At 62.4% G+C, this 26,713-nt stretch carries 26 protein-coding genes; 15 read left to right on the top strand and 11 right to left on the bottom strand.

Annotation, left to right across the window (positions count from 1 at the left end):
• The 3 genes from APH27_RS24090 to APH27_RS24080 all read right to left on the bottom strand — a co-directional run.
• Nucleotides 1-488: LON peptidase substrate-binding domain-containing protein (locus APH27_RS24090; RefSeq protein WP_060486084.1), on the bottom strand; the 488-nt coding region annotated here is incomplete at its 3' end.
• Nucleotides 489-497: 9 nt separating this feature from the next.
• Nucleotides 498-1,214 (bottom strand): LrgB family protein, encoded by a 717-nt coding sequence (locus tag APH27_RS24085; protein WP_027917782.1) that lies wholly within the window; start codon nucleotides 1,212-1,214, stop codon nucleotides 498-500.
• Entirely contained in the window at nucleotides 1,211-1,576 is a 366-nt protein-coding gene (locus APH27_RS24080) for a CidA/LrgA family protein (RefSeq protein ID WP_027917783.1), read from the bottom strand. Before APH27_RS24080 ends, APH27_RS24085 begins: the two co-directional genes overlap by 4 nt.
• 143 nt (nucleotides 1,577-1,719) lie before the next feature.
• Here APH27_RS24080 and APH27_RS24075 point away from each other — a divergent pair, with 143 nt between their 5' ends.
• The 3 genes from APH27_RS24075 (at nucleotide 1,720) to APH27_RS24065 (ending at nucleotide 4,759) form a co-directional block, all read left to right on the top strand.
• Complete coding sequence (locus tag APH27_RS24075; protein WP_027917784.1) at nucleotides 1,720-2,175, top strand: MaoC family dehydratase; 456 nt, start codon at nucleotides 1,720-1,722, stop codon at nucleotides 2,173-2,175.
• Between the two features lie 178 nt (nucleotides 2,176-2,353).
• Nucleotides 2,354-4,087 (top strand): C13 family peptidase, encoded by a 1,734-nt coding sequence (locus APH27_RS24070; protein ID WP_027917785.1) that lies wholly within the window; start codon nucleotides 2,354-2,356, stop codon nucleotides 4,085-4,087.
• Nucleotides 4,088-4,114: 27 nt separating this feature from the next.
• Nucleotides 4,115-4,759 (top strand): oxidoreductase, encoded by a 645-nt coding sequence (locus APH27_RS24065; protein WP_027917786.1) that lies wholly within the window; start codon nucleotides 4,115-4,117, stop codon nucleotides 4,757-4,759.
• Nucleotides 4,760-4,762: 3 nt separating this feature from the next.
• Here the strand turns inward: APH27_RS24065 and APH27_RS24060 are convergent, their stop codons facing one another.
• From APH27_RS24060 to APH27_RS24045, 4 genes are all read right to left on the bottom strand, one after another.
• The gene (locus tag APH27_RS24060) at nucleotides 4,763-5,050 is read right to left on the bottom strand and encodes a YceK/YidQ family lipoprotein (protein ID WP_027917787.1); all 288 of its coding nucleotides are present in this window, start codon (nucleotides 5,048-5,050) and stop codon (nucleotides 4,763-4,765) included.
• Nucleotides 5,047-5,676, bottom strand: coding sequence for a flavin prenyltransferase UbiX (gene ubiX, locus APH27_RS24055; RefSeq protein WP_013970698.1), 630 nt, complete (start codon nucleotides 5,674-5,676; stop codon nucleotides 5,047-5,049). Before ubiX ends, APH27_RS24060 begins: the two co-directional genes overlap by 4 nt.
• Nucleotides 5,673-7,022 (bottom strand): UDP-N-acetylmuramate:L-alanyl-gamma-D-glutamyl-meso-diaminopimelate ligase, encoded by a 1,350-nt coding sequence (mpl, locus tag APH27_RS24050; RefSeq protein WP_060486083.1) that lies wholly within the window; start codon nucleotides 7,020-7,022, stop codon nucleotides 5,673-5,675. Before mpl ends, ubiX begins: the two co-directional genes overlap by 4 nt.
• Before the next feature lie 66 nt (nucleotides 7,023-7,088).
• Entirely contained in the window at nucleotides 7,089-9,065 is a 1,977-nt protein-coding gene (locus tag APH27_RS24045; protein ID WP_060486082.1) for a sigma-54-dependent Fis family transcriptional regulator, read from the bottom strand.
• Nucleotides 9,066-9,309: 244 nt separating this feature from the next.
• Between APH27_RS24045 and APH27_RS24040 the strand changes: the two genes are divergently transcribed.
• From APH27_RS24040 to APH27_RS24000, 9 genes are all read left to right on the top strand, one after another.
• On the top strand, nucleotides 9,310-10,830 hold the full coding sequence (locus APH27_RS24040; protein WP_060486081.1) for an aldehyde dehydrogenase family protein: 1,521 nt from the start codon (nucleotides 9,310-9,312) through the stop codon (nucleotides 10,828-10,830).
• Nucleotides 10,831-11,039: 209 nt separating this feature from the next.
• Nucleotides 11,040-12,488 (top strand): ethanolamine permease, encoded by a 1,449-nt coding sequence (gene eat, locus APH27_RS24035; protein WP_027917791.1) that lies wholly within the window; start codon nucleotides 11,040-11,042, stop codon nucleotides 12,486-12,488.
• A gap of 46 nt (nucleotides 12,489-12,534) precedes the next feature.
• Nucleotides 12,535-13,929: an ethanolamine ammonia-lyase subunit EutB gene (locus APH27_RS24030; protein WP_060486080.1), complete on the top strand. Its 1,395-nt coding sequence runs from the start codon at nucleotides 12,535-12,537 to the stop codon at nucleotides 13,927-13,929.
• A gap of 9 nt (nucleotides 13,930-13,938) precedes the next feature.
• Nucleotides 13,939-14,769 carry an ethanolamine ammonia-lyase subunit EutC gene (gene eutC / locus APH27_RS24025; RefSeq protein ID WP_060486079.1) on the top strand — a complete coding sequence of 277 codons (831 nt, stop codon included), beginning with the start codon at nucleotides 13,939-13,941 and terminating at the stop codon, nucleotides 14,767-14,769.
• 109 nt (nucleotides 14,770-14,878) lie between these two features.
• Complete coding sequence (locus APH27_RS24020; RefSeq protein ID WP_027917794.1) at nucleotides 14,879-15,337, top strand: GNAT family N-acetyltransferase; 459 nt, start codon at nucleotides 14,879-14,881, stop codon at nucleotides 15,335-15,337.
• Between the two features lie 270 nt (nucleotides 15,338-15,607).
• On the top strand, nucleotides 15,608-16,255 hold the full coding sequence (locus APH27_RS24015; protein ID WP_060479237.1) for a DedA family protein: 648 nt from the start codon (nucleotides 15,608-15,610) through the stop codon (nucleotides 16,253-16,255).
• 8 nt (nucleotides 16,256-16,263) lie between these two features.
• Entirely contained in the window at nucleotides 16,264-17,079 is an 816-nt protein-coding gene (locus APH27_RS24010) for a zinc-dependent peptidase (RefSeq protein ID WP_027917796.1), read from the top strand.
• 105 nt (nucleotides 17,080-17,184) lie between these two features.
• Nucleotides 17,185-17,712, top strand: a complete 528-nt coding sequence (ppa, locus tag APH27_RS24005; RefSeq protein WP_003255365.1) for an inorganic diphosphatase — start codon at nucleotides 17,185-17,187, stop codon at nucleotides 17,710-17,712.
• A 176-nt stretch (nucleotides 17,713-17,888) separates the two neighbouring features.
• Nucleotides 17,889-18,587, top strand: coding sequence for an XRE family transcriptional regulator (locus APH27_RS24000; protein ID WP_060486078.1), 699 nt, complete (start codon nucleotides 17,889-17,891; stop codon nucleotides 18,585-18,587).
• 545 nt (nucleotides 18,588-19,132) lie between these two features.
• Here APH27_RS24000 and APH27_RS23995 read toward each other — a convergent pair.
• The 3 genes from APH27_RS23995 to APH27_RS23985 all read right to left on the bottom strand — a co-directional run bounded on the left by APH27_RS23995 (nucleotide 19,133) and on the right by APH27_RS23985 (nucleotide 22,166).
• A complete protein-coding gene (locus APH27_RS23995; RefSeq protein WP_082435247.1) occupies nucleotides 19,133-19,333 on the bottom strand; it encodes a DUF3077 domain-containing protein in 201 nt (66 codons plus the stop codon).
• A gap of 91 nt (nucleotides 19,334-19,424) precedes the next feature.
• Nucleotides 19,425-19,667 (bottom strand): hypothetical protein, encoded by a 243-nt coding sequence (locus APH27_RS23990; protein ID WP_060486077.1) that lies wholly within the window; start codon nucleotides 19,665-19,667, stop codon nucleotides 19,425-19,427.
• A 321-nt stretch (nucleotides 19,668-19,988) separates the two neighbouring features.
• Nucleotides 19,989-22,166, bottom strand: a complete 2,178-nt coding sequence (locus APH27_RS23985; protein ID WP_060486076.1) for a TonB-dependent siderophore receptor — start codon at nucleotides 22,164-22,166, stop codon at nucleotides 19,989-19,991.
• Between the two features lie 193 nt (nucleotides 22,167-22,359).
• Between APH27_RS23985 and APH27_RS23980 the strand changes: the two genes are divergently transcribed.
• The 3 genes from APH27_RS23980 to APH27_RS23970 all read left to right on the top strand — a co-directional run bounded on the left by APH27_RS23980 (nucleotide 22,360) and on the right by APH27_RS23970 (nucleotide 25,372).
• Nucleotides 22,360-23,052: a response regulator transcription factor gene (locus tag APH27_RS23980; protein ID WP_027917799.1), complete on the top strand. Its 693-nt coding sequence runs from the start codon at nucleotides 22,360-22,362 to the stop codon at nucleotides 23,050-23,052.
• Nucleotides 23,052-24,398 carry a sensor histidine kinase gene (locus APH27_RS23975; protein WP_060486075.1) on the top strand — a complete coding sequence of 449 codons (1,347 nt, stop codon included), beginning with the start codon at nucleotides 23,052-23,054 and terminating at the stop codon, nucleotides 24,396-24,398. Before APH27_RS23980 ends, APH27_RS23975 begins: the two co-directional genes overlap by 1 nt.
• 83 nt (nucleotides 24,399-24,481) lie before the next feature.
• Nucleotides 24,482-25,372: an alpha/beta hydrolase gene (locus APH27_RS23970; RefSeq protein ID WP_060486074.1), complete on the top strand. Its 891-nt coding sequence runs from the start codon at nucleotides 24,482-24,484 to the stop codon at nucleotides 25,370-25,372.
• A 174-nt stretch (nucleotides 25,373-25,546) separates the two neighbouring features.
• Here the strand turns inward: APH27_RS23970 and APH27_RS23965 are convergent, their stop codons facing one another.
• Complete coding sequence (locus tag APH27_RS23965) at nucleotides 25,547-26,482, bottom strand: IS110 family transposase (RefSeq protein ID WP_060486073.1); 936 nt, start codon at nucleotides 26,480-26,482, stop codon at nucleotides 25,547-25,549.
• Nucleotides 26,483-26,713: the final 231 nt, after the last annotated feature.

Below are 26,713 nucleotides of genomic sequence, written 5' to 3'. Positions count from 1 at the left end.
ATGAACGGCAACAGGTACGCCAGCTGGTTGGCCAACGCCTGGCGCCCGTCGACATCCCGCGGCATGTCCAGCGCTTCGACCATCGGGTGCTCGCCGAGGGCGACCAGCAGCGCCAGCAAATCATCATCCTGTTCGATCAATGGGCTATCCGGCTGCTCCGCCAGCCAATGCACCTCGCCTACCAGCAACTGATCCTTCTGCACGTCGGTCTGGCTCAGCTCGAAGCGACGCACCCCCTCCACACGAATGCCCAGCAAGCCATTGTCCTGCTGGACGAAGTCGCGGATCACCGCTTCGCAGCCGATCGAAGCCACAACCGGCGGCGCCTTGCCGACCTGCTCGCCTTCGACGATGCACACCACGCCAAAGCCGGTACCCTGCTTCATGCAGCGGCCAATCATGTCCAGGTAGCGCGCCTCGAAGATCTGCAAATCCAGCAGGCAACCGGGAAACAACACGGTATTGAGCGGAAACAGCGGTAGCGTCATCACAACTCCTCAAGCCACCAGGCTGACCGCCAACGGCAGGAACACCGCCGTGGCCACCCCCATCAGGCTCATCGCCAGCGCGGCAAAGGCGCCGCATTCGTCACTTTCCTGCAAGGCCACCGATGTGCCCACGGCATGTGCCGTTACCCCCAGCGACATACCACGCGCCTCTGGGCTGTGCACACCCAACCGGGTCAGCAGCGCCGGGCCGAAGATCGCCCCGATCACACCGGTAATCAATACGAACACGGCCGCCAACGCTGCCACACCCCCAATCTGCTCGGCCACCAGCATGGCGATCGGTGACGTGACAGATTTTGGCGCCATGGTCATCAGGATCATATGTTCGGCACCAAACCACCAGCCCAGCAGCAGGCAGCAGACCGTGGCGAACAGGCCTCCGATTACCAGCGTAGTAAATGTCGGCCAGAACAGTTGACGGATGCGCCTCAGGTTAAGGTAGAGCGGCACCGCCAGGGCAACGGTAGCGGGCCCGAGGAGGATGTTCATGATCTCGGTGCTCTTGCGGTATTCGGCGTAGCTGATGCCGCAGGTCAGCAGTACGCCGATCACCAGCAGCATCGACACCAGTACCGGTTGCAGGAAGATCCAACGGGTCTTTTCATAGGCTGCCAGCACGATCTGGTAGGCGCCCAGGGTAATGCCGATACCGAACAGGGGATGGTGAATCACTGCGTCGAGCGCGCCTTGCCAGTCAAGGATCATGGCTGCTCCTCACGTTTGCCGTGCTGGCGATCGATAAGCTTCTGCATCAGCAGACCGACGAACACCAGCGTCACCAGGCAGGAAATCAACAAGGCACCGGCGATCGCCCAGAAGTCTGCAGCAATGTCCTTGGCGTAGACCATCACCCCCACCGCCGGTGGTACCAGCAGCAGTGGCAGATAACGCAGCAGGCTACCGGCGGCCTCGTTCAGGGGCTTGCCGACCTCGCCACGGGCCATGAGGAAGAACAGGAGCAGCAACAGGCCGATGATCGGGCCCGGCAGAATCGGCACGCACAAGTGATTGAGCGCCGTACCCAGCAGTTGAAACAGCACCAGCCAGGTCAAACCACGCAACAGCATAAGGATCTCCTTCAGGCATGCCGGCCATTATAAGCACGCGCTACCTATAAGCCGATATTCGCCGAAAAGCGGGCATCTTGACTGAAACGGTTCGCCGTGCTGATCTTGCACTTTCGTACCAAATGACAACCTGGAGAGTCGCGATGCCCTATGTACCGGTAAACGAGCTTACGAAGTACGTTGGAAAGGAGCTGGGACGTTCCGACTGGCTGAAGATCGACCAGCAGCGCATCAACCTGTTCGCCGAAGCCACTGGCGATTTCCAGTTCATCCATGTCGACCCGGAAAAGGCGGCGAAAACCCCGTTCGGCACCACCATCGCCCACGGCTTCCTGACCTTGTCACTGATCCCCAAGCTGATGGAGGACATCCTGGTGATGCCCGAGGGGTTGAAGATGGTGGTCAATTACGGGCTGGATAGCGTGCGTTTCATTCAGCCGGTGAAAGTCGACAGCAAGGTACGGTTGAAGGTGGACCTGGGCGAGGTAATCGAGAAGAAACCGGGACAGTGGCTGCTCAAAGCCACAGTTACCCTGGAGATCGAAGGCGAAGCGAAGCCCGCCTACATCGCCGAACCCCTCTCGCTCTGCTTCGTCTGACCTGGCCTCTTCGCAGGCAGGCCCGCCCCCACAAATCACCACAGGGCTCGAGCCTTGTGCGGTACCTGTGGGAGCGGACTTGCCCGCGAAGAATCCACCCTTGATTTCAGCCAGATCACGGATACCTGCGCCCCGTATTCTGCGGCATACTCGGCAGATCTTTTGCCCGGATTACGCCATGCGTCCCCTGCTCCCCCTCGCGCTGACCCTGATGCTCGCTGCCTGTGGCGATGGTGAGTCGTTGTCCCCACCCGATGCGCGCCTGCCCGATGGCGGTCGCTACCGAGGGCAGGTGGTCGATGGCCTGCTGCAGGGCGAGGGGCGCATCGACTACCCCAACGGCAGCTGGTACGCCGGCAACTTCAAGGACGGCCAATGGCATGGCCTGGGCGAGTGGCACGGCAGCAATGGCGAAGTCTACCGTGGGCAGTTCGACAAGGGGCTGTTCCACGGCCTGGGCGACCTGACCACCCCGGGCAGCCACTATGCGGGCACCTTCAGCCACGGCCGGCGTGATGGCGAAGGTAGCCTCAAGCAGGCTGACCAGAGTTACCGAGGCCAGTTCAAGGACGACCAGTACGAAGGCGCAGGCGAACTGGAACTGGCCGATGGCAGCCGCTACCAAGGCCTGTTCGCCAAGGGCAAGCCCAATGGCGCGGGCGTGCGCAGCGATGCCAGCGGCAACCAGTTCAGTGGCCGCTTCGTCGATGGCCAACTGCAAGGCAGCGGCACCTATGACAGCACCGATGGCGAGCAATACATCGGTGAGTTCAAGGACAACCGCCTGGAAGGCCGCGGTCGCTACGAGAATGCCGACGGCGACGTATGGATCGGCGACTTCAAGGACGGCTCGCTGATCGGCGAAGGCGAACTGCTCGGCAGCGACGGCAGCCATTACAAAGGCACTTTCCTTGACTGGCGCCTGTCTGGCCAAGGCAGCCTGCAGTTGCCTGATGGCAGCCAATACGTCGGTGGTTTTGACAACGATGCCTACCAGGGGCATGGCAAGCTGACCCTGGCCAGCGGCCAGGTAGAAAGCGGTTTCTGGGTCAATGGCGTACGCGTCCGAGACCAGAAAGGCAAGCTGCTGCCCGACCCACTGGACCTGGCCCTGCTCAATCAGGGCCGCCTGCTTGACGAAGCCTTGGCCCGGGTACCGCGCTCGGCCCCCCCCATCCAGCTGTACAGCCTGGTCCTGGCCGGCGATGGCCAGCAAAGCGTGTTCCTGCGCGAGGCCGACTATGTCAGCAACATGCTCAAGGTACGTTTTGGTGCCCGCGGCCAAGTCACCCTGGTCAACCACCGTGACCAGATGACTACCCGCCCCATGGCTACCCGCGAGAACCTGACCCGCGCCGCCCGCACCCTGGCCGAACGCAGCGGCCCGGAAGACCTGATCTTCATCTACCTGACCAGCCACGGCAGCCAGGACCACCAGTTGGTGCTCGACCAGCCGCGGCTGCAGCTCGCTGACTTGTCCTCCGACGAACTGGCCAGCGCCTTGGCCCCACTCAAGGACCGCGACAAGGTCATTGTCATCTCTGCCTGCTATTCAGGTGGCTACATCGCCCCGCTCAAAGATGAGCGCACAGTGATCATGACTGCGGCGCGTGCCGACCGGGTATCGTTCGGCTGCTCGGAAGAGGCCGACTTCACCTACTTCGGCGATGCCTTGTTTGCCGAAGCCCTGAACCAGACCGATGACCTGAAACAAGCGTTCGAACTAGCCCGCACCAGTGTTGCCGAAAGAGAACGAAGGGAAGGTTTCGAAGCCTCCGAACCACAAATCTGGGCACCGCCCGCAGTACTGGCACACTGGAAGCAACTGCGTAAGCACCAGGCCGAAGAAGCCTTACGTAATGCGGCACAGGCCAAGGCGGAAGAACAGGCAAAAACGCCTGCCAGCCACTAAGCTTGTGTGTAACAAGGGAGAGACATCATGTACTTGACGCCTCAGCATGTCCTGCTTGCCGGAGCCACCGGCCTTACTGGTGAGCACCTGCTCGACCGCCTGCTCAACGAACCCACCATCAGTCGCGTACTGGCACCGACTCGCCGGCCATTGGCCGGGCATCCCCACCTGGAAAACCCGGTGGGCGACCCGGCAGTATTTCTCCCGCAACTGGCCGGTCGCGTCGATATTGCCTACTGCTGCCTGGGTACCACCCTCAAGCAGGCGGGCTCTGAGCAAGCGTTTCGCGCCGTCGATCTGGACATGGTCGTGGCATTCAGCAAGCGCGCCCGGGAAATGGGGGCGCGGCACCTGCTAGTGGTCAGCGCCATAGGTGCCGACCCCAAGTCACCGATCTTCTACAACCGGGTCAAGGGTGAGATGGAAGAAGCACTCAAGGCCCAGGACTGGCCGCAACTGACCATCGTGCGGCCATCGCTGCTGCTGGGTGAACGGCTGCAACCACGGCTGGGCGAGAAGCTCGCATCACCGTTTGCCAAGTTGATGCCGGGTAAGTACCGGGGTATCGAGGCCTGCACCCTGGCACGGGCGTTGTGGCGCCTGGCGCTGGAAGAAGAGGACGGAATACGGGTGATCGAGTCCGACGAGTTGCGCAAACTCGGCAAAAAATAGCCCCTACAGGCCACCCGTAGCCTGAAAACCTATTCCTGCCGCAGTCAGCAATGACAACGGCAGGAACAGTGTATCCAGCAGCATGCTGCCCGGCAGGTCCAGGTGTGGATACGCCGGCGCCTCAGCCCCGAAGCGATCCTTGGGGCAGCACCCGCCATTGATCACATACATATCCAGCCGGGTCCCGGCATACACCACCGGCGCACCTGGCTTGTTGGCATCCAGCGTGCGCACCGTGGCGCAGCCGCCGAGCAGGCCTGCAGCCAGCAAGCAGGCTAGCAAACGCCTCAATCATCAACCCCGAAATGATGTTCGCCCCAGCGCGGCAGCATGTCCTGCGGAATGTTCAGCAGGTTGAGAATGCGCGCCACGACAAAGTCGACAAGGTCGTCGATGGTCTGCGGCTGGTGGTAGAAGCCGGGCGCCGCTGGCAGGATCACCGCGCCCATCTGCGACAGCTTGAGCATGTTTTCCAGGTGAATGGTCGAGAACGGCGCCTCGCGCGGCACCAGGATCAGCTGCCGACGCTCCTTGAGGGTGACGTCGGCGGCACGCTCGATCAAGTTGTTGCAGGCACCAGTGGCGATTGCCGACAAGGTACCGGTAGAGCACGGCACCACCACCATCGCGGCTGGCGCACCGGAGCCCGAAGCCACCGGCGACATCCAGTCTTCCTTGCCGTAAACACGAATCTGCCCGTCGGCAGCACCGGTATATTCGGTAAGAAATGCCTGCATGGCCTGCGGCTTGGCCGGCAGGACCACATCGGTCTCGGTGGCCATTACCAGTTGCGCGGCCTTGGAGATGAGGAAATGCACCTCACGGTCCTCGCGCACCAGGCAATCGAGCAGGCGCAGGCCATACTGCGCCCCGGAGGCACCCGTCATGGCCAGGGTGATACGCTCCGGCCCGCTCACTTCAAGGCCTCAGCCAGCTTGCCGTGCAGGCCGCCGAAGCCGCCGTTGCTCATGATCACCACATGCGTACCTGGGCGCGCCTGGCCTTTGACCCGCTCGATGATCGCGTCAAGGCTATCGGCAACCACGCTTGGTACCTTGCATTGCGCCGCAGTGGCAGCCAGGTCCCAGCCCAGGTTGGCGGGCGCATACCAGATCACCTGGTCAGCGTCGTTGACGCTTTCCGGCAGGCCGTCACGATGGGCACCAAGCTTCATGGAGTTGGAGCGCGGTTCGACGATGGCGATGACCGGTGCTTCGCCAACGCGCTTGCGCAAGCCGTCGAGGGTGGTGGCGATGGCGGTCGGGTGGTGGGCGAAATCGTCGTAGATGGTCACGCCCTGAACTTCAGCGACCTTCTCCATACGCCGCTTGACGCTCTTGAACGCGCTCAGGCCTTCGATGCCCATGGCCGGCACCACACCCACATGACGGGCAGCGGCCAGGGTGGCGAGGGCGTTGGCGACGTTGTGCTGGCCAGTCAGGGCCCAGTCCACCACACCCTGCACTTCGCCGTCGAACAACACCTCGAAACGCGAGCCGTCGGCGCTGAGCAGGCGTGCTTGCCACTGGCCACCTTCACCGGTGGTCTGCACCGGGGTCCAGCAGCCCATGCCGATAACGCGCTCCAGCGCCTGCTCGGAGGTCGGGTGAATGACCAGGCCTTCACTCGGAATGGTCCGCACCAGATGGTGGAACTGCCGCTCGATGGCTGCCAGATCAGGGAAGATATCCGCGTGATCGAACTCAAGGTTGTTGAGGATCGCGGTGCGTGGATGGTAATGCACGAACTTTGAGCGCTTGTCGAAGAAGGCGCTGTCGTATTCGTCGGCCTCGACCACGAAGAACGGTGTGCCACCCAGGCGGGCCGATACCGAGAAGTTCTGCGGCACGCCGCCGATCAGGAAGCCCGGGCTCATGCCGGCATGCTCAAGCACCCAGGCCAGCATGCTGCTGGTGGTGGTCTTGCCGTGGGTACCCGCGACTGCCAGCACCCAGCGGCCCTGCAGCACATGGTCGGCCAGCCACTGCGGGCCGGACACATAAGGCAGCCCCTTGTTCAGCACATACTCCACCGCCGGGTTGCCCCGCGACATGGCATTGCCGATGACCACCAGATCAGGTGCAGGGTCCAGCTGAGCGGGGTCGTAGCCCTGGGTCAGCTCGATACCCTGGGCTTCGAGCTGGGTGCTCATGGGTGGATAGACGTTGGCGTCGGAGCCGGTGACACGGTGGCCGAGCTCTTTGGCCAGCACCGCCAGCGACCCCATGAAAGTGCCGCAAATACCGAGAATATGAATATGCATGGTCGACCTCGCAAAACTTCGAGGCAGGGTAGCCCAGGGCGCGGGAAATCGCACCCGGAGTTTTGCTCAGGCGCCCCTGGCAATGCCGTGTTTGCGCAGTTTTCGATACAAGGTATTGCGGCTGATGCCCAGGTGCTCGGCGACCCGGGTCAAGTGCCAGTGTTTTGCCTCCAGCACCTCCATCAGCGCTTGATGCTCAGCGTGCAAGAGCGGCCTTTTGTCGCGAAAGGGCTGCGCAGCAGCCCCGGCGGACTGCGCATCACCGGTGAGATCCTGGGGCCGCTGCGCGCCCCTTTCGCGACACAAGGCCGCTCCTACAGGGCCCGCGTCACTTCTAAAGATTGCAGGAAGGTCCGAGATTTCGATATGCGTGCCTTCGCACAGGGCAACCAGGGTCCGCAACACATTGCGCATCTGCCGCACGTTTCCTGGCCAGGCAAAATCCAGCAGCGCCCGGCGCGCCTCAGGCGCCAGATGTACAACCTGCCCCTGCGCTTCCTGACGTAACAGGAGGTCCAGCAATGCCTCTTTGTCAGTACGCTCACGCACCGCTGGCAGTGCCACTTCAAGCCCGTTCAGCCGGTAATAGAGATCCTCGCGGAAACTGCCCTGCTCCACCCGCTCCAGCAAGTCGCGGTGCGTGGCGCTGACGATACGCACATCTACCGCCTGCGGCTCACCGCCAATCGGCACCACCTGGCGCTCTTCCAGCACCCGCAGCAGGCGGGTCTGCAAAGCCAGTGGCATGTCGCCGATCTCGTCCAGCAACAACGTACCGCCATCGGCCTGCAACAACTTGCCGCGCATGCCTTCCTTCCGCGCCCCGGTGAAGCTGCCACCGCGATAACCGAACAGCTCGCTCTCGATCAGGCTCTCGGGGATCGACGCACAGTTCACTGCCACGAATGGCTTGCCACGGCGCTGGCTGGCCTGATGCACGGCCTGGGCGAAGGCCTCTTTGCCGCAACCGGTCTCGCCGCACAGCAGCAGCGGCACATCGCGCTCGAACACGCGTACGGCACGCTGGAAATCGTGTTGCAAGGCCGGGTCCAGCAAGCAGATGCCTGGCTCTGAAGCGGGCTTGGCCTGGGGCAGGCTGACCGGCACCGTCCAAAGCGGCGCTCGCGCCTGCCCGCGCAAGCTGGCGAACACCTGCCGGCCATCGCGGGTGCGCAACGGCCAGACCGTACTGCCACCCGGCGTGGCACGGCTGAACAGCTCGTCATGGCTGCATGCGAAGAACATCTCCAGCGGTTTGCCCAATACGCCGCCGCGAATGGTGCTCAACAGGTTCAGGGCACTCTGGTTGGCAGCGCAGATGCGGCCATCGCCGTCGAACGCCAGCAACCCTTCGCTGAACTGGCCGACCGACTCGGCCTGCACGTGCAAGCGCAGCAACCATTGCTGCTCGAAATGACGCAGGAAATAACAGCTCTCGATCATCTTCGCCGAGAGGTTGACCAGCGCCATGGTGTGGAACTGGCTCTGGCGCGACACGTCAGGCCGCGCCGAGGACACATCGAGCACCGCCAGCAACTCGCCGTGCGGGTCGAACACCGGGCTCGCCGAACAGGTCAGGCCGGTATGGCGGCCACGAAAGTGCTCGTTCTGGTGAATGGTCAGGGCCTGGCGCTCGACCAGGCAGGTACCGATGCCATTGGTGCCTTCGCGGGCTTCACTCCAGTCCGCGCCCAGCCATAGCCCGGCACGCTCGAAGTTGCGCCGCTCACCGGGTGCGGTGACACAGTTGAGGATCACCCCGCGGGCATCGGTCAGCAGCACCGCATGGCCCGTACCGGACAGCTGCTGGTGCAAGCTGTTCATCTCGTTGTCGGCAATCCTCAGCACCTGGCGCAGGCGCTCGCGACTCTCCAGCAGGCGACCATGCTCGAGCACCACGGGTGCCTCGATCACCGACGGGTCAAGGTGGTAATCATCCAGACAGCGCAGCCAGGAACGGGCGATCGAAGGGTCGCTGACACCTTCGCCACGGGCAACCGTGTGAACTTGCTGGGCATGGCGAGTGAAAAGATTGCTCTGCATTAGTTGTTGTTCTCCGCAGATAGAGATATCAGCCAGCATCCTCCGCGGCGACCGCCCGGTCAAGCGCGTACCGCAAACGGTACAAAGTGTCACCCAGCCCGTGCCAGCGCTGGCACACAAGCCCATCAAAAAGTACCGCCCACGTGCCTCAAGCCATTGATTTGGCTAGGGCTCGCCACGCTGGCCCAACCTTTGCTCTACGCTTCTCAACTCCCTAACAAACACAATAGCCAGGAGACACACCATGCGTTACGCACATCCCGGTACCGACGGCTCCAAGGTTGCCTTCAAGAGCCGCTACGGCAACTACATCGGTGGTGAGTTCGTAGCTCCGGTCAAAGGGCAATATTTCGAAAATACCTCCCCGGTGAACGGCAAGTTGATTGCCGAATTCCCCCGTTCCACTGCCGAAGACATCGACAAAGCGCTCGACGCCGCCCATGCCGCCGCCGACGCTTGGGGCCGCACCTCGGTACAGGACCGCTCCAACGTCCTGCTGAAGATCGCCGACCGTATCGAACAGAACCTGGAAATCCTGGCCATCACCGAAACCTGGGACAACGGCAAGCCGATCCGCGAGACCCTCAACGCCGACATCCCGCTGGCCGTCGACCACTTCCGCTATTTCGCAGGCTGCATTCGCGCCCAGGAAGGCGGCGCCGCCGAAATCAACGAAAACACCGTGGCCTACCACATTCACGAACCGCTGGGCGTGGTCGGGCAGATCATCCCGTGGAACTTCCCGATCCTGATGGCCGCCTGGAAACTCGCCCCGGCCCTGGCCGCCGGTAACTGCGTGGTGCTCAAGCCGGCCGAACAGACACCGCTGGGCATCACCGTGCTGGTCGAGCTGATTGGCGACCTGCTGCCCAAAGGCGTGCTCAACGTGGTGCAGGGCTACGGCCGCGAAGCCGGTGAAGCGCTGGCCACCAGCAAGCGCATCGCCAAGATCGCCTTCACAGGCTCTACCCCGGTCGGCTCGCACATCATGAAATGCGCTGCCGAGAACATCATCCCGTCCACCGTCGAGCTGGGGGGCAAGTCGCCGAACGTGTACTTCGAAGACATCATGCAGGCTGAGCCGAGCTTCATCGACAAAGCCGCCGAAGGCATGGTGCTGGCGTTCTTCAACCAAGGCGAGGTGTGCACTTGCCCATCGCGCGCACTGGTGCAGGAGTCGATCTACCCGCAGTTCATGGAAGTGGTGATGAAGAAGGTCCTGCAGATCAAGCGCGGCGACCCACTCGACACCGACACCATGGTCGGTGCCCAGGCCTCGCAGCAGCAGTTCGAGAAAATCCTCTCGTACTTGCAGATCGCCCAGGACGAAGGCGCCGAGCTGCTGACCGGCGGCAAGGTGGAAAAACTCGAAGGCTCGCTGGCCACCGGTTACTACATCCAGCCGACCTTGCTCAAAGGCAACAACCGCATGCGTGTGTTCCAGGAAGAAATCTTCGGCCCGGTGGTCAGCGTCACCACCTTCAAGGACGAAGCCGAAGCCCTGGCCATTGCCAACGACACCGAGTTCGGCCTCGGTGCCGGCGTGTGGACCCGCGACATCAACCGCGCCTACCGCATAGGCCGCGGTATCAAGGCTGGCCGCGTGTGGACCAACTGCTACCACCTGTACCCGGCGCATGCTGCGTTCGGTGGCTACAAGAAGTCCGGTGTCGGCCGTGAAACCCACAAGATGATGCTCGACCACTACCAGCAGACCAAGAACCTGCTGGTGAGCTACGACATCAACCCGCTGGGCTTCTTCTAAACCGCGTCGCCTGCTTCGCGGGTGAACCCGCTCCCACAGGGAATCGCAACACTCCTGTGGGAGCGGGTTTACCCGCGAAGAGGCCTGGCCTGCAAACACAAAATCCAGAGCGGCAACCGTGTACCAACCGCTCTGGCTCGCTTCCTGCAGTACCCATCACCATCGGCTCGGACCCCTTCCGGCCACCCAGAAAAAAAACAGGTGAAACTATGCCAAGCGATCATTCCGCCGGCGTGCCGGCAGGGTCTTCCGTCGACTTCGAAAAAGTCGGATCGGACTATTTCCAGCAACGTGAACTGAAAAAAGGCGCCGCCGGCTGGGTACTGCTGGTGGGGCTTGGTGTGGCCTATGTGATTTCCGGTGACTATGCCGGCTGGAACTTCGGCCTGGCCCAGGGTGGCTGGGGCGGCATGTTCCTCGCTACCCTGCTGATGGCCACCATGTACCTGTGCATGTGCTTCTCGCTGGCCGAGCTTTCCTCGATGATCCCTACCGCAGGCGGCGGCTATGGCTTTGCCCGCAGTGCCTTCGGCCCGTGGGGCGGCTTTTTGACCGGCACGGCGATCCTCATCGAGTACGCCATCGCCCCTGCCGCCATCGCCACGTTCATTGGCGCCTACTGCCAGTCACTGTTCGGCATCGGCGGCTGGATGATCTACCTGGCGTTCTATGTGGTCTTCATCGGCATTCACATCTTCGGCGTGGGTGAAGCGCTGAAGCTGATGTTCATCATCACCGCCATCGCGGCCATTGCCCTGGCCGTATTCCTGGTGGCCATGGTGCCCCATTTTGATGCAGCCAACCTGTTCGACATCGCTCAAACGGACGCCGCAGGGGCCAGCAGCTTCCTGCCGTTCGGCTATGTCGGTGTGTGGGCAGCGATCCCCTATGCCATCTGGTTCTTCCTCGCCGTCGAAGGCGTGCCACTGGCCGCCGAAGAAACCAAGAACCCCAAGCGTGACCTGCCGCGCGGCCTGATCGGCGCGATGCTGGTACTGCTGGCCTTCGCCCTGCTGATCCTGGTGGTCGGCCCTGGCGGTGCCGGCTCCGAAGCCCTGAAGGCCTCCGGCAACCCGCTGGTCGAGGCGCTGGCCAAAGCCTACGGTGGCTCCACCTGGATGGGCAGCTTCGTCAACCTGGTGGGGCTTGCAGGCCTGATCGCCAGCTTCTTCTCGATCATCTACGCCTATTCCCGGCAGATCTTTGCCCTGTCCCGCGCCGGCTACCTGCCGCGCAAACTGTCGGAAACCAACAAAAGCAAGGCCCCGGTGATGGCGCTGGTGATCCCCGGCATCATTGGCTTCGCCCTGTCGCTGACCGGCCAGGGCGACCTGCTGATCCTGGTAGCGGTATTCGGTGCCACACTGTCCTATGTGCTGATGATGGCCGCGCACATCACCCTGCGCATCCGCCGGCCGAAAATGGAACGCCCCTATCGCACCCCGGGCGGCATCTTCACCTCGGGCCTGGCCCTGGTGCTGGCTTGCATCGCCGTGGTCGCAGGCTTCCTGGTCGACCCACGGGTAGTGATTGGCGCCGCGGTGATTTATGCGGTACTGATTGCCTACTTTGCGTTCTACAGCCGCCACCACTTGGTCGCGGGCACACCGGAAGAGGAATTCGCCGCGATCCAGAAGGCCGAAGAGGCCCTGCACTGATCGCCGCCACCTGCCGCGGGCCAGCCCGCGGCTCTGGAGATTCTGTATGGCAAGTTTCGTACACACGGTAGGCCACCTGGTCTACCGCTTCGACAGCCTCAAGGACGTGATGGCCAAGGCCAGCCCGGCGCGTTCCGGGGACTTCCTGGCCGGCGTCGCTGCCGCCAACGACGGTGAGCGCGCGGCCGCGCAGATGGCCTTGGCCAACATACCGCTGACGCACTTTCTGAATGAAGCACTGATCCCCTACGAACAGGACGAAATCACCCGGCTGATCGTCGACACCCACGACGCCAAGGCCTTCGCGCCAGTCAGCCACCTGACCGTTGGCGGCCTGCGCGACTGGCTGCTAAGCGAAGAGGCCAACGAACAAAGCCTGCGCGCCCTCGCGCCAGGGCTGACCCCGGAAATGGCCGCCGCAGTGTCGAAGATCATGCGCGTGCAGGACCTGGTACTGGTGGCGCAGAAGATCCGCGTGGTCACCCGGTTCCGTGGCACCATGGGCCTGCGCGGGCGCCTGTCGACCCGCCTGCAGCCCAACCACCCGACCGACGAACCGGCCGGTATTGCCGCCAGCATTCTCGACGGCCTGCTCTACGGCAACGGCGACGCCATGATCGGCATCAACCCGGCGACCGACAGCATCGCCTCGATCTGCGCCCTGCTGGAAATGCTCGACGCCATCATCCAGCGCTACGACATCCCCACCCAGGCCTGCGTGCTGACCCACGTCACCACCTCGATCGAAGCAATCAACCGCGGCGTGCCGCTGGACCTGGTATTCCAGTCGATTGCCGGCACCGAAGCAGCCAACGCCGGCTTCGGCATCAACCTGAACGTGCTGCAGGAAGGTTACGAGGCCGGCCTGTCGCTCAAGCGCGGCACCCTCGGGCAGAACCTGATGTACTTCGAGACCGGCCAAGGCAGCGCCCTGTCGGCCAACGCCCACCACGGTGTCGACCAGCAGACCTGCGAAACCCGCGCCTACGCCGTGGCCCGCCACTTCAAGCCGTTCCTGGTCAACACCGTGGTCGGCTTCATCGGCCCCGAGTACCTGTACAACGGCAAACAGATCATCCGCGCCGGCCTCGAAGACCACTTCTGCGGCAAGCTGCTGGGCGTGCCGATGGGCTGCGACATCTGCTACACCAACCACGCCGAAGCCGACCAGGACGACATGGATACCCTGCTGACCTTGCTGGGCGTGGCCGGGATCAATTTCATCATGGGTATTCCTGGCTCCGACGACATCATGCTCAACTACCAGACCACGTCGTTCCACGACGCGCTGTATGCGCGCCAGACCCTGGGCCTGAAGCCCGGGCCGGAATTCGAAGCCTGGCTGCAACGCACCGGCATCTTCACCCAGGCCGATGGCCGCGTGCGCTTTGGCGACAACCTGCCGCCGGCATTCCGCCAGGCATTGGCACAGCTGGCTTAAGAGGTGACCATGGCAGACCGTACCCCCACCCCGCCCTCTACCCAGGAAAACCCTTGGCTGGCCCTGCGCAACCTGACCCCGGCGCGCATCGCCTTGGGCCGTACCGGCATCAGCCTGCCCACCGGCGCACAACTGGACTTCCAGTTTGCCCACGCCCAGGCCCGTGACGCCGTGCACCTGGCCTTCGACCACGCCGCCCTGAGCGAACAGCTCAAGGCCCGTGGCCGCGACAGCCTGGTGCTGCACAGCGCCGCCAGCGACCGCCACCAATACCTGCAACGCCCCGACCTCGGCCGGCGGCTCAACGATGACTCGGCCGAACGCTTGCGCCAGCACGCCCAGGCCAACCCCGACGGGGTCGACCTGGCTATCGTGGTCGCCGACGGCCTCTCGGCCCTGGCCGTGCACCGCCATACCTTGCCGTTCCTGGCCCGCTTCGAGGAGCAGGCCGCCGCCGATGGCTGGACCAGCGCCCCGGTGGTGCTGGTAGAGCAAGGCCGGGTTGCGGTGGCGGACGAAGTTGGCCAGTTGCTCGGTGCACGCATGACCGTAATGCTGATTGGTGAACGCCCGGGGCTGAGCTCGCCAGACAGCCTAGGCCTGTATTTCACCTACGCACCCAAGGTCGGCCTGACCGATGCCTATCGCAACTGCATCTCCAACATCCGCCTTGAAGGCCTGAGCTACGGCATGGCCGCCCATCGCCTGCTATACCTGATGCGCGAAGCCTGCAGGCGGCAGCTTTCCGGTGTGAACCTGAAGGACGAAGCCGAGGTCCATAGCATCGACAGCGAACATGCCCCCACCCAGCGAGGCAACTTCCTGCTCGGCGAAGGTTAAAGAACATGTCACGGAAGGCGGATTGCACTGATGGCCAGCATTGGGGCAGCATGCCCATGAACGCTGCAGGCATTTCGCTGTTTCCCCAAATGGACTCTGAGGGCCGCACATGCGCATCATCAAGGCAACCCTGGAACACCTCGACCTGCTCACCCCGCTGTTCGTCAGATACCGCGAGTTCTATGGGCAGCTCCCTTATCCCGACAGCTCGCGCAAATTCCTGCAAAAACGCCTGATGCGCGGTGAATCGGTCATTTACCTGGCTTTGCCAGTCGACGATGACAGCAAACTGCTCGGCTTCTGCCAGCTTTATCCAAGCTATTCGTCGCTGTCGCTGAAGCGGGTGTGGATTCTCAATGACATCTTCGTGGCCGAAGATTCACGGCGCATGCTGGTAGCCGACCACCTGATGCGTGAGGCCAAGAAGATGGCCAAGGAAACCAACGCGGTACGGATGCGGGTTTCGACCAGCGCCAATAACGAGGCGGCGCGCAAGACCTATGAGTCGATCGGCTTTCGCAAGGACACCGAGTTCGAGAACTACATCCTGCCGATCAGCCAGGACTGAACCGCACCACGATCGTTGTAGGAGCGGCCTCGTGTCGCGAAAGGGCCGCAGAGCGGCCCCGGCAAGGGCGCGCCTACAAAGATCGCGTACACCTGCAAGTACCAGTAACCCCCCGCTACAAACTCCCCGGGCAGGTTTCCTACTTAGCCGTATAATGCATCGACCTGCCATGTGTGAAAATTTACCCGTCCACAGGCATTGATGCCGACACCCAGGGCATTGTCCGTCATTGCGTGCCCGTAAAGCGGGTCAAGAACACAGGTGCTGTACATGGAATTCAACCCGCTGGACCTTATCCTTCATCTCGATGCCTACCTCGATTTGCTGGTCACCAATTACGGCCCCTGGATCTACGCGATCCTGTTCGCTGTCATCTTCTGCGAAACCGGCCTGGTGGTGATGCCGTTCCTGCCGGGCGACTCGCTGCTGTTCATCGCCGGCGCCGTGGCCGCAGGGGGTGGCATGGACCCGGTCCTGCTGGCGGGCCTGCTGATGGCAGCGGCCATCCTGGGCGACAGTACCAACTACATCATCGGTCGCACGACAGGCGAAAAACTGTTCAGCAACCCCAATTCGAAGATATTCCGCCGCGACTACCTGCAGCGCACTCACGACTTCTATGAACGCCACGGTGGCAAGACCGTGACCATGGCGCGGTTCCTGCCAATCCTGCGCACCTTCGCGCCGTTCGTCGCCGGCATTGCGCACATGCATTACCCGCGGTTCCTCGGTTTCAGTGTGGCGGGTTCGTTGCTGTGGGTCGGCGGCCTGGTTACCCTGGGCTACTTCTTCGGTAACGTGCCATTCATCAAGCAGCACCTCTCGCTCATGGTGGTCGGCATCATCGTGCTTTCGCTGGTACCGATGATCCTCGGCCTGCTGCGTGGCCGCCTGGGCCGCACCGCCAAGGCCCACTGACAGCAGACATGTGGTCCTTCAGCGCCTGGCGGCGCAAGCGCACCCTGGCGCGCTACCCGATCGACGCACGGCAATGGCAGGTGATCCGCGATCGCCTGCCAATGCTCGATGGCATCAGCGATGCAGAAGACCAGTGGCTGCGCGAAGCCTGCATCCTGTTCCTGCTCGACAAGCACCTGACCCCTCTCCCTGGGGTCGAACTTGACGATGAGCAGCGCCTGTTTCTGGCCGCTCAGGCGCAGTTGCCGCTGCTGCACCTGGGCGAATTGAACTGGTACCAGGGTTTCCACGAGATCATCCTCTACCCCGACGACTTCAAGAGCCCGCAGCGCCACCGCGATGCCAGCGGCGTGGAGCACGTATGGGATGCCGAGCACAGCGGCGAAGCCTGGCAGCAGGGGCCGGTCATCCTGGCCTGGGCCGGTGTGCTGGCCAGTGGCAGCTGGGAAGCCTACAACCTGGTGATCCACGAACTGGCGCATAAACTCGACATGCTCAATGGCGATGCCAACGGCCTGCCGCCGCTGCACCCGGGCATGCACGTGGAAGACTGGGCCGCGGCCATGCAGCAGGCCTATGACGACCTCAATCGCCAGCTCGACGCCGACCCCGACGCACAAACCGCCATCGACCCCTACGCAGCGGAAAACCCGGCGGAATTCTTCGCCGTCACCAGCGAATACTTCTTCAGCGCCCCCGACCTGCTGCACCAGGCTTATCCACAGGTGTACCGGCAGCTGTCGCTGTTCTATCGCCAGGATCCGCTGGCACGCCTCGCGCAGCTGCAAGCCGAGCACCCGGAGTACCGCGAAAGCCACGCCTGAGGCGGCCGCTCATCTTGCCCGCACATCAGGCCAGACGTGGCATGGCCTGGCGGAATGTGCCTATAATCGCCGCCACTTTTTGAGCAATCACGGGGGCACTGCCCAATGAGCTACAGCAAGATTCCGGCTGGCAAAGACCTGCCGAACGACATCTACGTCGCTATCGAGATCCCGGCCAACCACGCGCCGATCAAATACGAAATCGACAAGGACAGCGACACCCTGTTCGTTGACCGTTTCATGGCCACCCCGATGTTCTACCCGGCCAACTACGGTTTCATTCCGAATACCCTGGCTGACGACGGTGATCCGCTGGACGTGCTGGTCGTGACCCCATACCCGGTAGCCCCAGGCTCGGTCATTCGTGCCCGTCCGGTCGGCGTGCTGAACATGACCGACGACGGCGGCGGCGACGCCAAGGTCATCGCCGTTCCTCACGACAAGCTGAGCCAGCTGTACGTCGACGTGAAGGAATACACCGACCTGCCAGCCCTGCTGATCCAGCAGATCGAGCACTTCTTCGCGAACTACAAGGATCTCGAGAAGGGCAAGTGGGTCAAGATCGAAGGCTGGGAAGGCGCCGACGCCGCCCGCGCTGCGATCACCAAATCGGTCGCTGCCTACAAAGGCTGATACCGCTTTGCAGAAAAAGCCCCGCCTCGGCGGGGCTTTTTTATGGGTGACGCATATGCAGGTAAAAAGCCCTACGCCGCCCTACAGCATCGCCCTACATCCAAGCCATTTTCACACCATTCAGATCAACATCTCGTTCATTTCGCTATTAGCATCCGGCCGCTACACTCGGCCTCATGAACAGATCCGGTGACCGACTCAAGGCACTCCTCAGGGAATGTGGCCTGACCCCCGCAGACTTCGCTGCCCAGCGCCGCGTCACGTCGCAGCACATCAACAACTGGTTCACTCGTGGCATCCCCATTGCCCGCCTCGATGAATTGGCCGAGTTGTTCTGCGTGCGCCGCCGCTGGCTGCAAACCGGCGAAGGCCCCAAGCACCCGCATTCGTTTCTACGCATGTACGCACCCCAGTCGACGCCGGTAGAAACATCCGGGTTACCCTCGATATCGCATCCTCCCCAGGTGCAAGTCCCCTTCAACGAACTGCGCAATGGCCAGCTCATGGCAGTGGAGCATCATTGCCTGGCAATGCCGGCATCTGCGCTGGAGGCATTGGCCGTGCCCGTGGAAAAAGCCATCTGCATGACCATGCCTGCCGCCAACATGGCGCCGTGGATACCGCGCGATGCCATCCTGGCGATCGACCTCAGCTTCACCCGTGTGGTTGATGGCGAGATCTATGCGCTGTTGCACAACGGCAGGCTAAGGGTGAACAGCCTGAGCATTGGCCACCAGGGCGCCCTGTGCCTGCACAGCCACAACCGGCCTGAGGTGGTGGAACGCTACTCACCTTTGCAGTGCGATGTGCAGAATCTGGAAGTACTCGGTTGGGTGTTCCATTGGTCGCATTACCGCCAACGACGCCCCGACTGACACACTCTGTGCCATTTTTTGCTGGGCATACCGCGCCAGCCCTTGTATGCTACGCGGCACATTCAGCCCCGGCCGGCGCAAGCCGCGTTCCAGAGGGCTCGGCGACGTTCCACACGACCGTCTGCCATCTCTTTCAGGCCCTTGCTGGCCACACAGTTAAGGCGGCTGCGACTTACCATAAATTAGTCGGAACCGTCCCCGAGAAGCCGGCCACAAGCCGGCTTTTTAATGCCCATTTTTTGTAGGCCGATGGTTTGCAGCGCCTATCAGATCGAGCGCCGCCGCGCGGCGCATCGCGGATAAAATCCGCTCCTACATCTGTTGCAACGTGCCGAACCTGTTACGCCATGGTTGTCAGCCTTGGCGCATGACTTGAGCCCTACAAACAGGCTGACAACCATGGCCTGACAGGCATGGCCACGTTGCAACAAATGTAGGAGCGGATTTATCCGCGATGCGCCGCGCGGGCGGCGCTCGATCTGATAGGCGCTACAACTTCCCCGGCGTGCATGGGGTGGCCCTGATGCCCCCTCAAGCCAGGCCCATCAATGCCTCATGCCGAGTTCGGCATCATCCATCAGCGCCTTTGCCATCGCACTCAGGTAGTGCGAGGCCCAGATCATCATTGGTTTCTCGTCCATCAGGCCGAGGATGGTCAGCTCCCGCACATAGCCCATCAGTTCCGAGGCCTGTTCGCGGGCATCCTGGCAAGGCCAGCTTCCACAAGAAGACAGTTGCTCCCACAGGGAATCGCCACAGGGCTGTAAGCTTGCGCTGTACCTGTGGGAGCGGGTTCACCCGCGAAAGGGCCAGACCTGGCAGTGCATCACTCAAGCCTTAATGCAGAGTCCGAGGACTTGCAGTCATCTGCACCTGGATAAGCGCTGATTCGAGCAAAGCCCGCAGCGCCTCCAGCTCATGCATCGAGGTCATCATCAGGATCGATGCCGGCAACTTGGGCTGGAGCTGCAACGCCTGATGTACCACAGTCGTCGCGCACAGCGCGTAGTCGGTGGCCTGGATCAGGGTGTCTTCAAGGGAATGAATATCGTGGGGTGGATCGGGGACAATCTTAAGCATGGTGTAACCTCGTCTGTATCCGAAGGGACCACCACGTCATCACTTGCATTTGATGGGTGGCGGCTACGCACGGGTCTGCAAGACCGGACAGACGAGAACCGGCAGATCCGAAGATCTCCCGCACGCAGCCACCATCGACCGAATTTGCTGGCAAACAGCAACTCGGAAAGCGGTACTGATGTCTGTACGGGCTTGCAGGCCCGGTCGCTGATTTGGCAACGACCGGGCCACACTATTCCGCCGAGAACACCACCGCAATGGCCCAAGGGCGCTAGGAAGCTAATTCAGAAATGGACTACAAACAACGGGAATTTTCTGAACTTAGAAGTCATACCGCGCCCCGACCATCATGCTTCGCGATGGCCCATAGAAGTTGAATGTCGAGGTCGACCCGACCCGCGACAGGTAATCGCGGTCGAACAGGTTGTTGACGTTGAACGTCGCCGTCAGCTTCGAGGTCACCGGGTACGACAGCATCGCGTCCACGGTGGCATAGCCCGGCGCATCGATACGCACCCCGCCGTTTTCGGAGTAGAAGTTGCTCATCGCCGACACACCGCCACCAATGGCCAACCCGGTCAGCGGGCCTTGGCTGATGGTGTACTTGCTCCACAGCGACGCCTGATTGCGCGGCATGATGAAGAAGGTGGTCTCGGCATCACCCTCGACGGTTTCGGTTTCCATCCAGGTATACCCCGCCAGCAACTCCCAGTTCGGCGTCAGCTTGCCGCTGACTTCCACTTCGGCGCCCTTGACCCGGGTCTTGCCGGAGGCGACCGAGAAGCCGGTGTCCACGCCATCGGCATCGTATTCGGTGCTGGCGCGGTTCTTGTCGGTCAGGCGGAACACCGAGAAACGGGTGTTCAGATCGCCACCGAAGTAGCTGCTTTTCAGGCCGAATTCATATTGCTCACCCTGGCGCGGCTTGAGCACCCGGCCATTGCCGTCGGTGTCCGACTGCGGCTTGAACACCTGTGAATAACTGGCGTAAAGCGCGTGGTTTTCGGTCAGGTCGTAGACCAGGCCACCATAAGGCGTGAAGCGGCCATCGACGCGCTTGTTGTCGTCGACCGTCGAGCCACTGCTCAGGGTGGTGGTGTAGAAGTCACCGCGATACCAGCTGAAGCGGCCACCGGCAATCAGCGCCAGGCGCTCGACCGGGCGGAAGGTGACCTTGGAGTAAAGGCCGTATTCCTCTTCCTGCATGCCGGTCTCGGTGCTGTAGTTGGGTGACGGCTTGGCGAAACGCGTCGGCGTGTAGGTGTTGACGTTGATGCTGCCCAGGTTGGTGGTGCCGTTGAGGTACTCGGTGTCGTAGTTCTTGTAGTCGGTGCCGACCACGAATTCGCTGACCTGGCCGAAGGTTTCGAACGGCTGGCTGTAGCTGGCGTCCAGCGAGTAGGTGTCCTGGGTGAAGTCGCGGGCGCTGGCGCGCTCGGAGTTGGCCCCGGTATTGGCATTGGTCGCGGTGAAGGCATACAGGTAGTTGGTATCGCGGTGCGAACCGCGCGCGGCAACGCGGCCATAGCCACCGTTGTCGAAGCGGTGGGTCAGCTCGGCGACCAGGTCGGTGGTCTTGCCGTCGAAGTAGTTCCAGTCGGCGCCGAGGAAGCGCGAGTGGCTGAAGTCGGGCACCTCACCAGACAACGTGGCCGGGTAACCGTTGTGCGGGGTGATGTTCTTCACCTCGTGGATCAGGCCGAACGACAGCTGAGTGTCGTCGTCCAGGTCGATGTCCAGCGCGCCGTAGTAGCTATTGCTGGTGTTGGCGTTGTAGTCGACTTCGCCATTGGTGTCGTCGCGCGAGGTGATGAAACGCCCCCGCACCCGGCCAGCAGCATCCAGCGGCCCGCTCAGGTCGATTTCCTCGTGATTGGTGTCCCAGGTGCCATAGCTGCCTTCGACATGGCCCTGGAATTCGGCGGTCGGGCGTTTGCGCACCATGTTGACGATGCCGCCCAGCTCGCTGGTGCTGCTGAACAGGCCGGCCGGGCCGCGCATGATCTCGACCCGGTCGAAGGCGGCCAGCGACGGCACGGTGCCAAAGATACTGGCCATGGGTGCCGGCAGGCCGTCGATGTTGAACTCGCTGTACTCGTAGCCACGGGCGTAGATCGACGAACGACCGCTGTCGTTGGTCAGGGTACGCAGGCCTGCTGTGTACTTGGCCAGGTCGTCCAGATGCACGAACTGGCGGTCCTTGACGTAGTCCTGGGTATACACGGTGATCGATTGCGGAATGTCCTTGAGTGCCGCCGGGGTTTTGGTGCCCACAGTGGCGGCATCAACGCTGTAACCACCGGTCTGCTCCGAGGGGAGCATGTCGTAGAGGCGGTTACCTTCGATGGTCAAGGCCGGCAGGTCGAGCGATGTGTCGCCCGCAGCAGCCTGGTCTGCCACCGTCTCAGCCAGTGCCGACAACGAAAAAGGCGCCAGCAGCCCCAGCACCAGCCATCCCCGAAGCCGCCGCGGGCTCCCCACACCTTTGAAACCGCTCATGACACACCCTTCGTCCAAATGATATTTAATCGCAAACGAAACCAGTTGCTTTTTGCGAACGATACCGGACGAAAAACCGGGGTGCAGCAGGATTAACCTTCTTAACACATGCGGCCGACATGGGGCGATTGCCCTTCCCCCGTCCACAGTGGGATGATGGCTAACTGATACGAATTCTCATTAAAGACCACCGATGCCCACTTCACTCCTCCTCGCCGAAGATGATGCACGTCTGCGTGAGGACCTGCAGCGCCACTTTCTCAACCGCGGTTTTCTGGTCAACGCCTGCGCTACCGGCACCCAAGCGTTGAATGCCGTGCAGCACAGCCGTTTCGACCTGGTACTGCTGGACATCATGCTACCGGGCATCGACGGCCTGAGCCTGCTCGACGAACTGCGCCGCCAGCATGCCGTGCCCGTGATGTTGATGTCGGCGCTTGGCGCCGAGCAGGACCGTATCAGCGGCTTTACCCGGGGTGCGGACGATTACCTGCCCAAGCCGTTCAGCCTCGCGGAGCTGGACGCACGGGTGGATGCCTTGTTGCGACGCGTGGCCTTCGGCCGCAACCCGCTCCCGCACAGCGAGCCCGGCCCGTTGGTCTTTGACCAGTACCTGCAGGATGTGCTGCACCATGGCAAAGCGGCCGGCCTGACCGCATCTGAATTCCGCTTGCTGGCCACGTTGAATGCCCACCCTGGTGAGGCCCTGAGCAAGCCGTTCCTCTACCAGACCGTGCTGCACCGGGCCTACACCCGCCTGGACCGCGGCCTCGATGTGCACGTGTGCAACCTGCGCCGCAAGCTGGTCGATATCGCTGCCCAGCACCTGCAGATCCAGGCTGTACGCGGCCAGGGCTACATCCTGGTCAACACGGAACACGCCTGATGCGCCGGCATCCCTTGCTGTGGAAACTGGCAGCATTGCAGGTCAGCTTCTGCCTGCTGCTGACCTGGCTGATCTGGACCTGGGGCCTGTCGGTGGAGCGCAGTACCTATTTTCTTTCCCAAGCCGACCAGGACTATCTCGCCCGCTATGCGCAGCAGGCCGAACAAGCCTGGCAGCAAGCAGGCGCTTCGGGGGCCGAAGCCTTCCGCCGCGAGCTCGAACATGCCGAAGACACCTGGGTAGTGTTACTCGGGCCGCACCTGCAAAGCCTTGGCACCACGGCGCTGGACGCCGAAGAGGCCAGCCACCTGACCTTCATGCGCAAGCTCGACTGGCCCATGAGCCGGCGCCTGCAGGATGAACTGCCCTACGTCAGCATCGAGTTTCCGCAGCACCCTGAAAACGGCCGCCTGGTGATGCAGTTGCCCGAGCGCCTGCTGCCCACCGGCCTCACGCCCTGGACCCATGTCATCACCCACGGCGTCGTACCCACGCTGCTCGCCCTGCTGCTGGGCCTGGCGATCTACCGGCAACTGGTGGTGCCGCTCAACCGCCTTCGCGACCGCGCCGATGCCCTGCGTGCGGACGACCTGGACAGCCCGGGGCTGCCCCTGCAGGAGCGCCGCGATGAACTGGGCGAGCTGGCACAGGCCTTCGAGCACATGGCCGGGCGCTTGCGGCAAAGCCTGGAGCAACAACGCTTGCTGCTGCGCACGCTGTCCCACGAATTGCGTACCCCCCTGGCGCGGCTACGCATCGCCCACGACAGCGAGTTGCCGCCAGCGCAACTGCGTGAGCGCCTGGGGCGCGAGGTCAACGACATGCAGAAGCTGCTCGAAGACACCCTGGACCTCGCCTGGATGGACACCGAGCAACCGCAACTGCCTACTGAACCAGTGCTGATGCTGTCCGTGTGGGAAGCGCTGTGCCAGGACATCTGCTTCGAAAGTGGCTGGGAGCAATCACGCCTGCCCTGTTCGCTGGGCACCGATTGCCGGGTGCAGGCCCACCTGGACAGCCTGGCCCAGGCGCTGGAAAACCTGATGCGCAACGCCATCCGCCATTCACCTGACGACGGCCGGGTCAGCCTTGATGGCTGGCGCTCAGGCGACTGCTGGCACCTGCGCCTGAGCGACCAAGGGCCCGGCGTACCGCAAGCTGACCTTGAGCGCATCTTCCAACCCTACCAACGCTTGCCCGACAGCGGCGCAGGCTTTGGCCTCGGGCTGGCCATTGCCCGCCGCGCCATCGAACTGCAAGGCGGCCGGCTGTGGGCCAGCAATGGTCACCCTGGCTTGTGCCTGCACGTGATGCTGCCGATCGGCCAGGAATGTTTAGAAAGTTAATGCGCTTTACGGCCAAACAGCACTGATTATCATCTGGGGCTTTCAAGCCTTGCGATCCTCGCAACGCCCTGACGAGACACCTGATGAGCAAGATGACCCTGCCCCTGGTGCTGGCCCTGGCGCTGGCCACCCCAGTTGCCGTGGCACAGCCAGAGCGAGAGCAGAAGATGGACACATCGTTGCTGCAGCGCCAGGACCTGGCCTACCGCTTCAGTCACCTCGACCTGGACTCGGCGGACGGCCTGCGCCACTACCGTCTGTGGATCGGCAAGCCGGATCGCCCGGCGCCTGCGGCCGGTTATCCGGTGCTGTGGATGCTCGACGGCAATGCGGCAATTGGCGCGCTGGATGGCCAGCAACTGAGCGAGCTCGCCGCCGGCCAGGCGCCGTTGCTGGTAGCCGTGGGGTACCAGACCGAACAGCGTATCGCGCGCGCCGGGCGTACCTTCGACTACACCCCGGCGCTGCCTGGGCAGGCCGAGCAGCGCGATCCACTCACGGGCGAGCCCAGCGGTGGGGTGGATGCGTTCCTTGATTTGCTGACCCTGAAGATGCGGCCGCTGGTGGCGGGCGTGGCCCCAATCGACCTGCAGCGGCAGACGCTGTGGGGGCACTCCTATGGTGGTTTGGCGGTGCTGCATGCGCTGTTCACCCGGCCAGGGGCGTTCAGCGACTATGCAGCGGCCAGCCCATCACTGTGGTGGAACGACGGGGCGATCGTGCGTGAGGCGCAGGGGTTGCAGCAGCGCCTGGGTAACAGCCGGCCGCGGTTGTTGCTGATGCGCGGGAGCGAGGAGCCGGCGAATCCGCGTATGCCGGTGAAGGGCGATGTGGAGCGGCCGGCGCGGGCGCTGGCGGCTGATCTTTCCAGGGTGCAAGGGCTGCGGGTGCGCTTTGAGCGCTTCGAAGGGCTGGGACATGGGCCGATGCTGCCGGCTTCGCTGGGTAAGGTGATCGAAGACCTGTCTCGGTAAGCCTGTACCGGCCTTTTCGCGGGTAAACCCGCTCCCACAAGTCCTGCACCAACTTCAAAATCTGTGCAATCCCTGTGGGAGCAACTGTCTTCTTGTGGAAGCTGGCCTTGCCAGCGATGGGGCGCGTAGCGCCCCGAGCCCGACTCTGTTAGGCATCGCCAGCAAGGCTGGATCCTATGAGTGAACTACCTGTTTCTGCCAGGGCGTTCCAGTCTTGAGCATCGCGTTCAGCCGCACTATCAATACCCGCATGCACGCCACCACTGCTACCTTCGCGCATTTCCCCTGCGCTCGCAGCGCGTTGTAACGCTCGCTGAAGTCTTTGTTATGCCGGATCACCACCCAACAGGCCATATAGAGCGCCCGCCTGACTTGTGAGCGCCCACCCCAGATTGAACGCTTGCCCGACTGCTTGCCGCTGTCCTGATTGAATGGCGCAACACCGACCAAGGCGGCAATTTCCTTCTTATCCACCTGACCCAGCTCTGGCAGCAAGGCCATCAGCTTTCCGGCAGTAATCAGACCAATTCCTTTGACTTGCGTGAGCTGTTTGACACGATCATCAGGCAAAGCTGCTGCCTGCTGTGCGATCTCCTGTTCCAGCGCTCGAATTTCACCCTTCAGATAGGCAATGTGTTGTTCCAGCCGCAAACAAACACTGATAGCCCGCGCCTGCTTCAGACGCCGCTTGTCATCGTCGCGCTGTTGGACGAAGCGATCCCGCTGCATAAGCAGTTCGCGCAGCAAAGCTCGCTCAGGTGTCATCACCTGGCAAGGCCGTGGGGGCATCACTTCAGCCAGGTGAGCCAAAACAGCGGCGTCAATGGGATCGGTCTTGGCGCGTTTACCCATCGACTTGGCAAAGTCCCGGGCACGGCTGGGATTGATCCGGCAAACCGGAAAGTCGGCATCCTGCAGCGCTTTGAGGACATTGCACTCGTAACCACCAGTAGCTTCGAGCAAAACCATTGAAACTGCATACCCGCCAAGCTTTTCGACGAGCAGTTGAAATCCTTTCAAGTCATTGGAAACACTGAAGTTCACACCCTCAGGGCGGATGTGAACGGCAAGTGTGGCACTGGAAACATCGATGCCGACAGAGGAAGACATGGCCAAACCCTCTTAAACTCAAGAAGTGAGAGCGCTTTGGCTTGGCCCACGCTTGTGATTCGAGATTACGGCCCTCATCCAACTGTTCGGGCTCTCGCCAAAGTGGAACGGTGAATGGCAGCTTTTGCTCCCACACGTGCTCAAGGCACCTCGGGCTATGAGCTTGCCATTCACCGCTCTCACTTCAGATTCTATCCCCTCGCCAAGACACAAGCGGGTTTACCCGCGAAG

It is taken from the genome of Pseudomonas sp. NBRC 111123 (assembly GCF_001320205.1).
In the GTDB taxonomy this organism is placed as follows: domain Bacteria; phylum Pseudomonadota; class Gammaproteobacteria; order Pseudomonadales; family Pseudomonadaceae; genus Aquipseudomonas; species Aquipseudomonas putida_J.
The sequence above is the reverse complement of the archived record's forward strand: the minus strand, read 5'-3'. Positions and strand labels throughout refer to the sequence as shown.

Excerpts from the sequence above, each read along its gene's own strand:
- ppa (WP_003255365.1), top strand. The coding sequence starts at position 17,185 with ATGAGCTACAGCAAGATTCCGGCTGGCAAAGACCTGCCGAACGACATC.
- APH27_RS23965 (WP_060486073.1), bottom strand. The coding sequence starts at position 26,482 with ATGTCTTCCTCTGTCGGCATCGATGTTTCCAGTGCCACACTTGCCGTT.
- mpl (WP_060486083.1), bottom strand. The coding sequence starts at position 7,022 with ATGCATATTCATATTCTCGGTATTTGCGGCACTTTCATGGGGTCGCTG.
- APH27_RS24020 (WP_027917794.1), top strand. The coding sequence starts at position 14,879 with ATGCGCATCATCAAGGCAACCCTGGAACACCTCGACCTGCTCACCCCG.
- eat (WP_027917791.1), top strand. The coding sequence starts at position 11,040 with ATGCCAAGCGATCATTCCGCCGGCGTGCCGGCAGGGTCTTCCGTCGAC.
- APH27_RS24070 (WP_027917785.1), top strand. The coding sequence starts at position 2,354 with ATGCGTCCCCTGCTCCCCCTCGCGCTGACCCTGATGCTCGCTGCCTGT.
- APH27_RS23980 (WP_027917799.1), top strand. The coding sequence starts at position 22,360 with ATGCCCACTTCACTCCTCCTCGCCGAAGATGATGCACGTCTGCGTGAG.
- APH27_RS24065 (WP_027917786.1), top strand. The coding sequence starts at position 4,115 with ATGTACTTGACGCCTCAGCATGTCCTGCTTGCCGGAGCCACCGGCCTT.
- APH27_RS24080 (WP_027917783.1), bottom strand. The coding sequence starts at position 1,576 with ATGCTGTTGCGTGGTTTGACCTGGCTGGTGCTGTTTCAACTGCTGGGT.
- APH27_RS24040 (WP_060486081.1), top strand. The coding sequence starts at position 9,310 with ATGCGTTACGCACATCCCGGTACCGACGGCTCCAAGGTTGCCTTCAAG.
- APH27_RS24010 (WP_027917796.1), top strand. The coding sequence starts at position 16,264 with ATGTGGTCCTTCAGCGCCTGGCGGCGCAAGCGCACCCTGGCGCGCTAC.
- APH27_RS24045 (WP_060486082.1), bottom strand. The coding sequence starts at position 9,065 with ATGCAGAGCAATCTTTTCACTCGCCATGCCCAGCAAGTTCACACGGTT.
- APH27_RS23970 (WP_060486074.1), top strand. The coding sequence starts at position 24,482 with ATGAGCAAGATGACCCTGCCCCTGGTGCTGGCCCTGGCGCTGGCCACC.
- APH27_RS23985 (WP_060486076.1), bottom strand. The coding sequence starts at position 22,166 with ATGAGCGGTTTCAAAGGTGTGGGGAGCCCGCGGCGGCTTCGGGGATGG.
- APH27_RS24085 (WP_027917782.1), bottom strand. The coding sequence starts at position 1,214 with ATGATCCTTGACTGGCAAGGCGCGCTCGACGCAGTGATTCACCATCCC.
- APH27_RS24015 (WP_060479237.1), top strand. The coding sequence starts at position 15,608 with ATGGAATTCAACCCGCTGGACCTTATCCTTCATCTCGATGCCTACCTC.
- APH27_RS24030 (WP_060486080.1), top strand. The coding sequence starts at position 12,535 with ATGGCAAGTTTCGTACACACGGTAGGCCACCTGGTCTACCGCTTCGAC.
- APH27_RS23990 (WP_060486077.1), bottom strand. The coding sequence starts at position 19,667 with ATGCTTAAGATTGTCCCCGATCCACCCCACGATATTCATTCCCTTGAA.
- eutC (WP_060486079.1), top strand. The coding sequence starts at position 13,939 with ATGGCAGACCGTACCCCCACCCCGCCCTCTACCCAGGAAAACCCTTGG.
- APH27_RS24000 (WP_060486078.1), top strand. The coding sequence starts at position 17,889 with ATGAACAGATCCGGTGACCGACTCAAGGCACTCCTCAGGGAATGTGGC.
- APH27_RS24075 (WP_027917784.1), top strand. The coding sequence starts at position 1,720 with ATGCCCTATGTACCGGTAAACGAGCTTACGAAGTACGTTGGAAAGGAG.
- APH27_RS23975 (WP_060486075.1), top strand. The coding sequence starts at position 23,052 with ATGCGCCGGCATCCCTTGCTGTGGAAACTGGCAGCATTGCAGGTCAGC.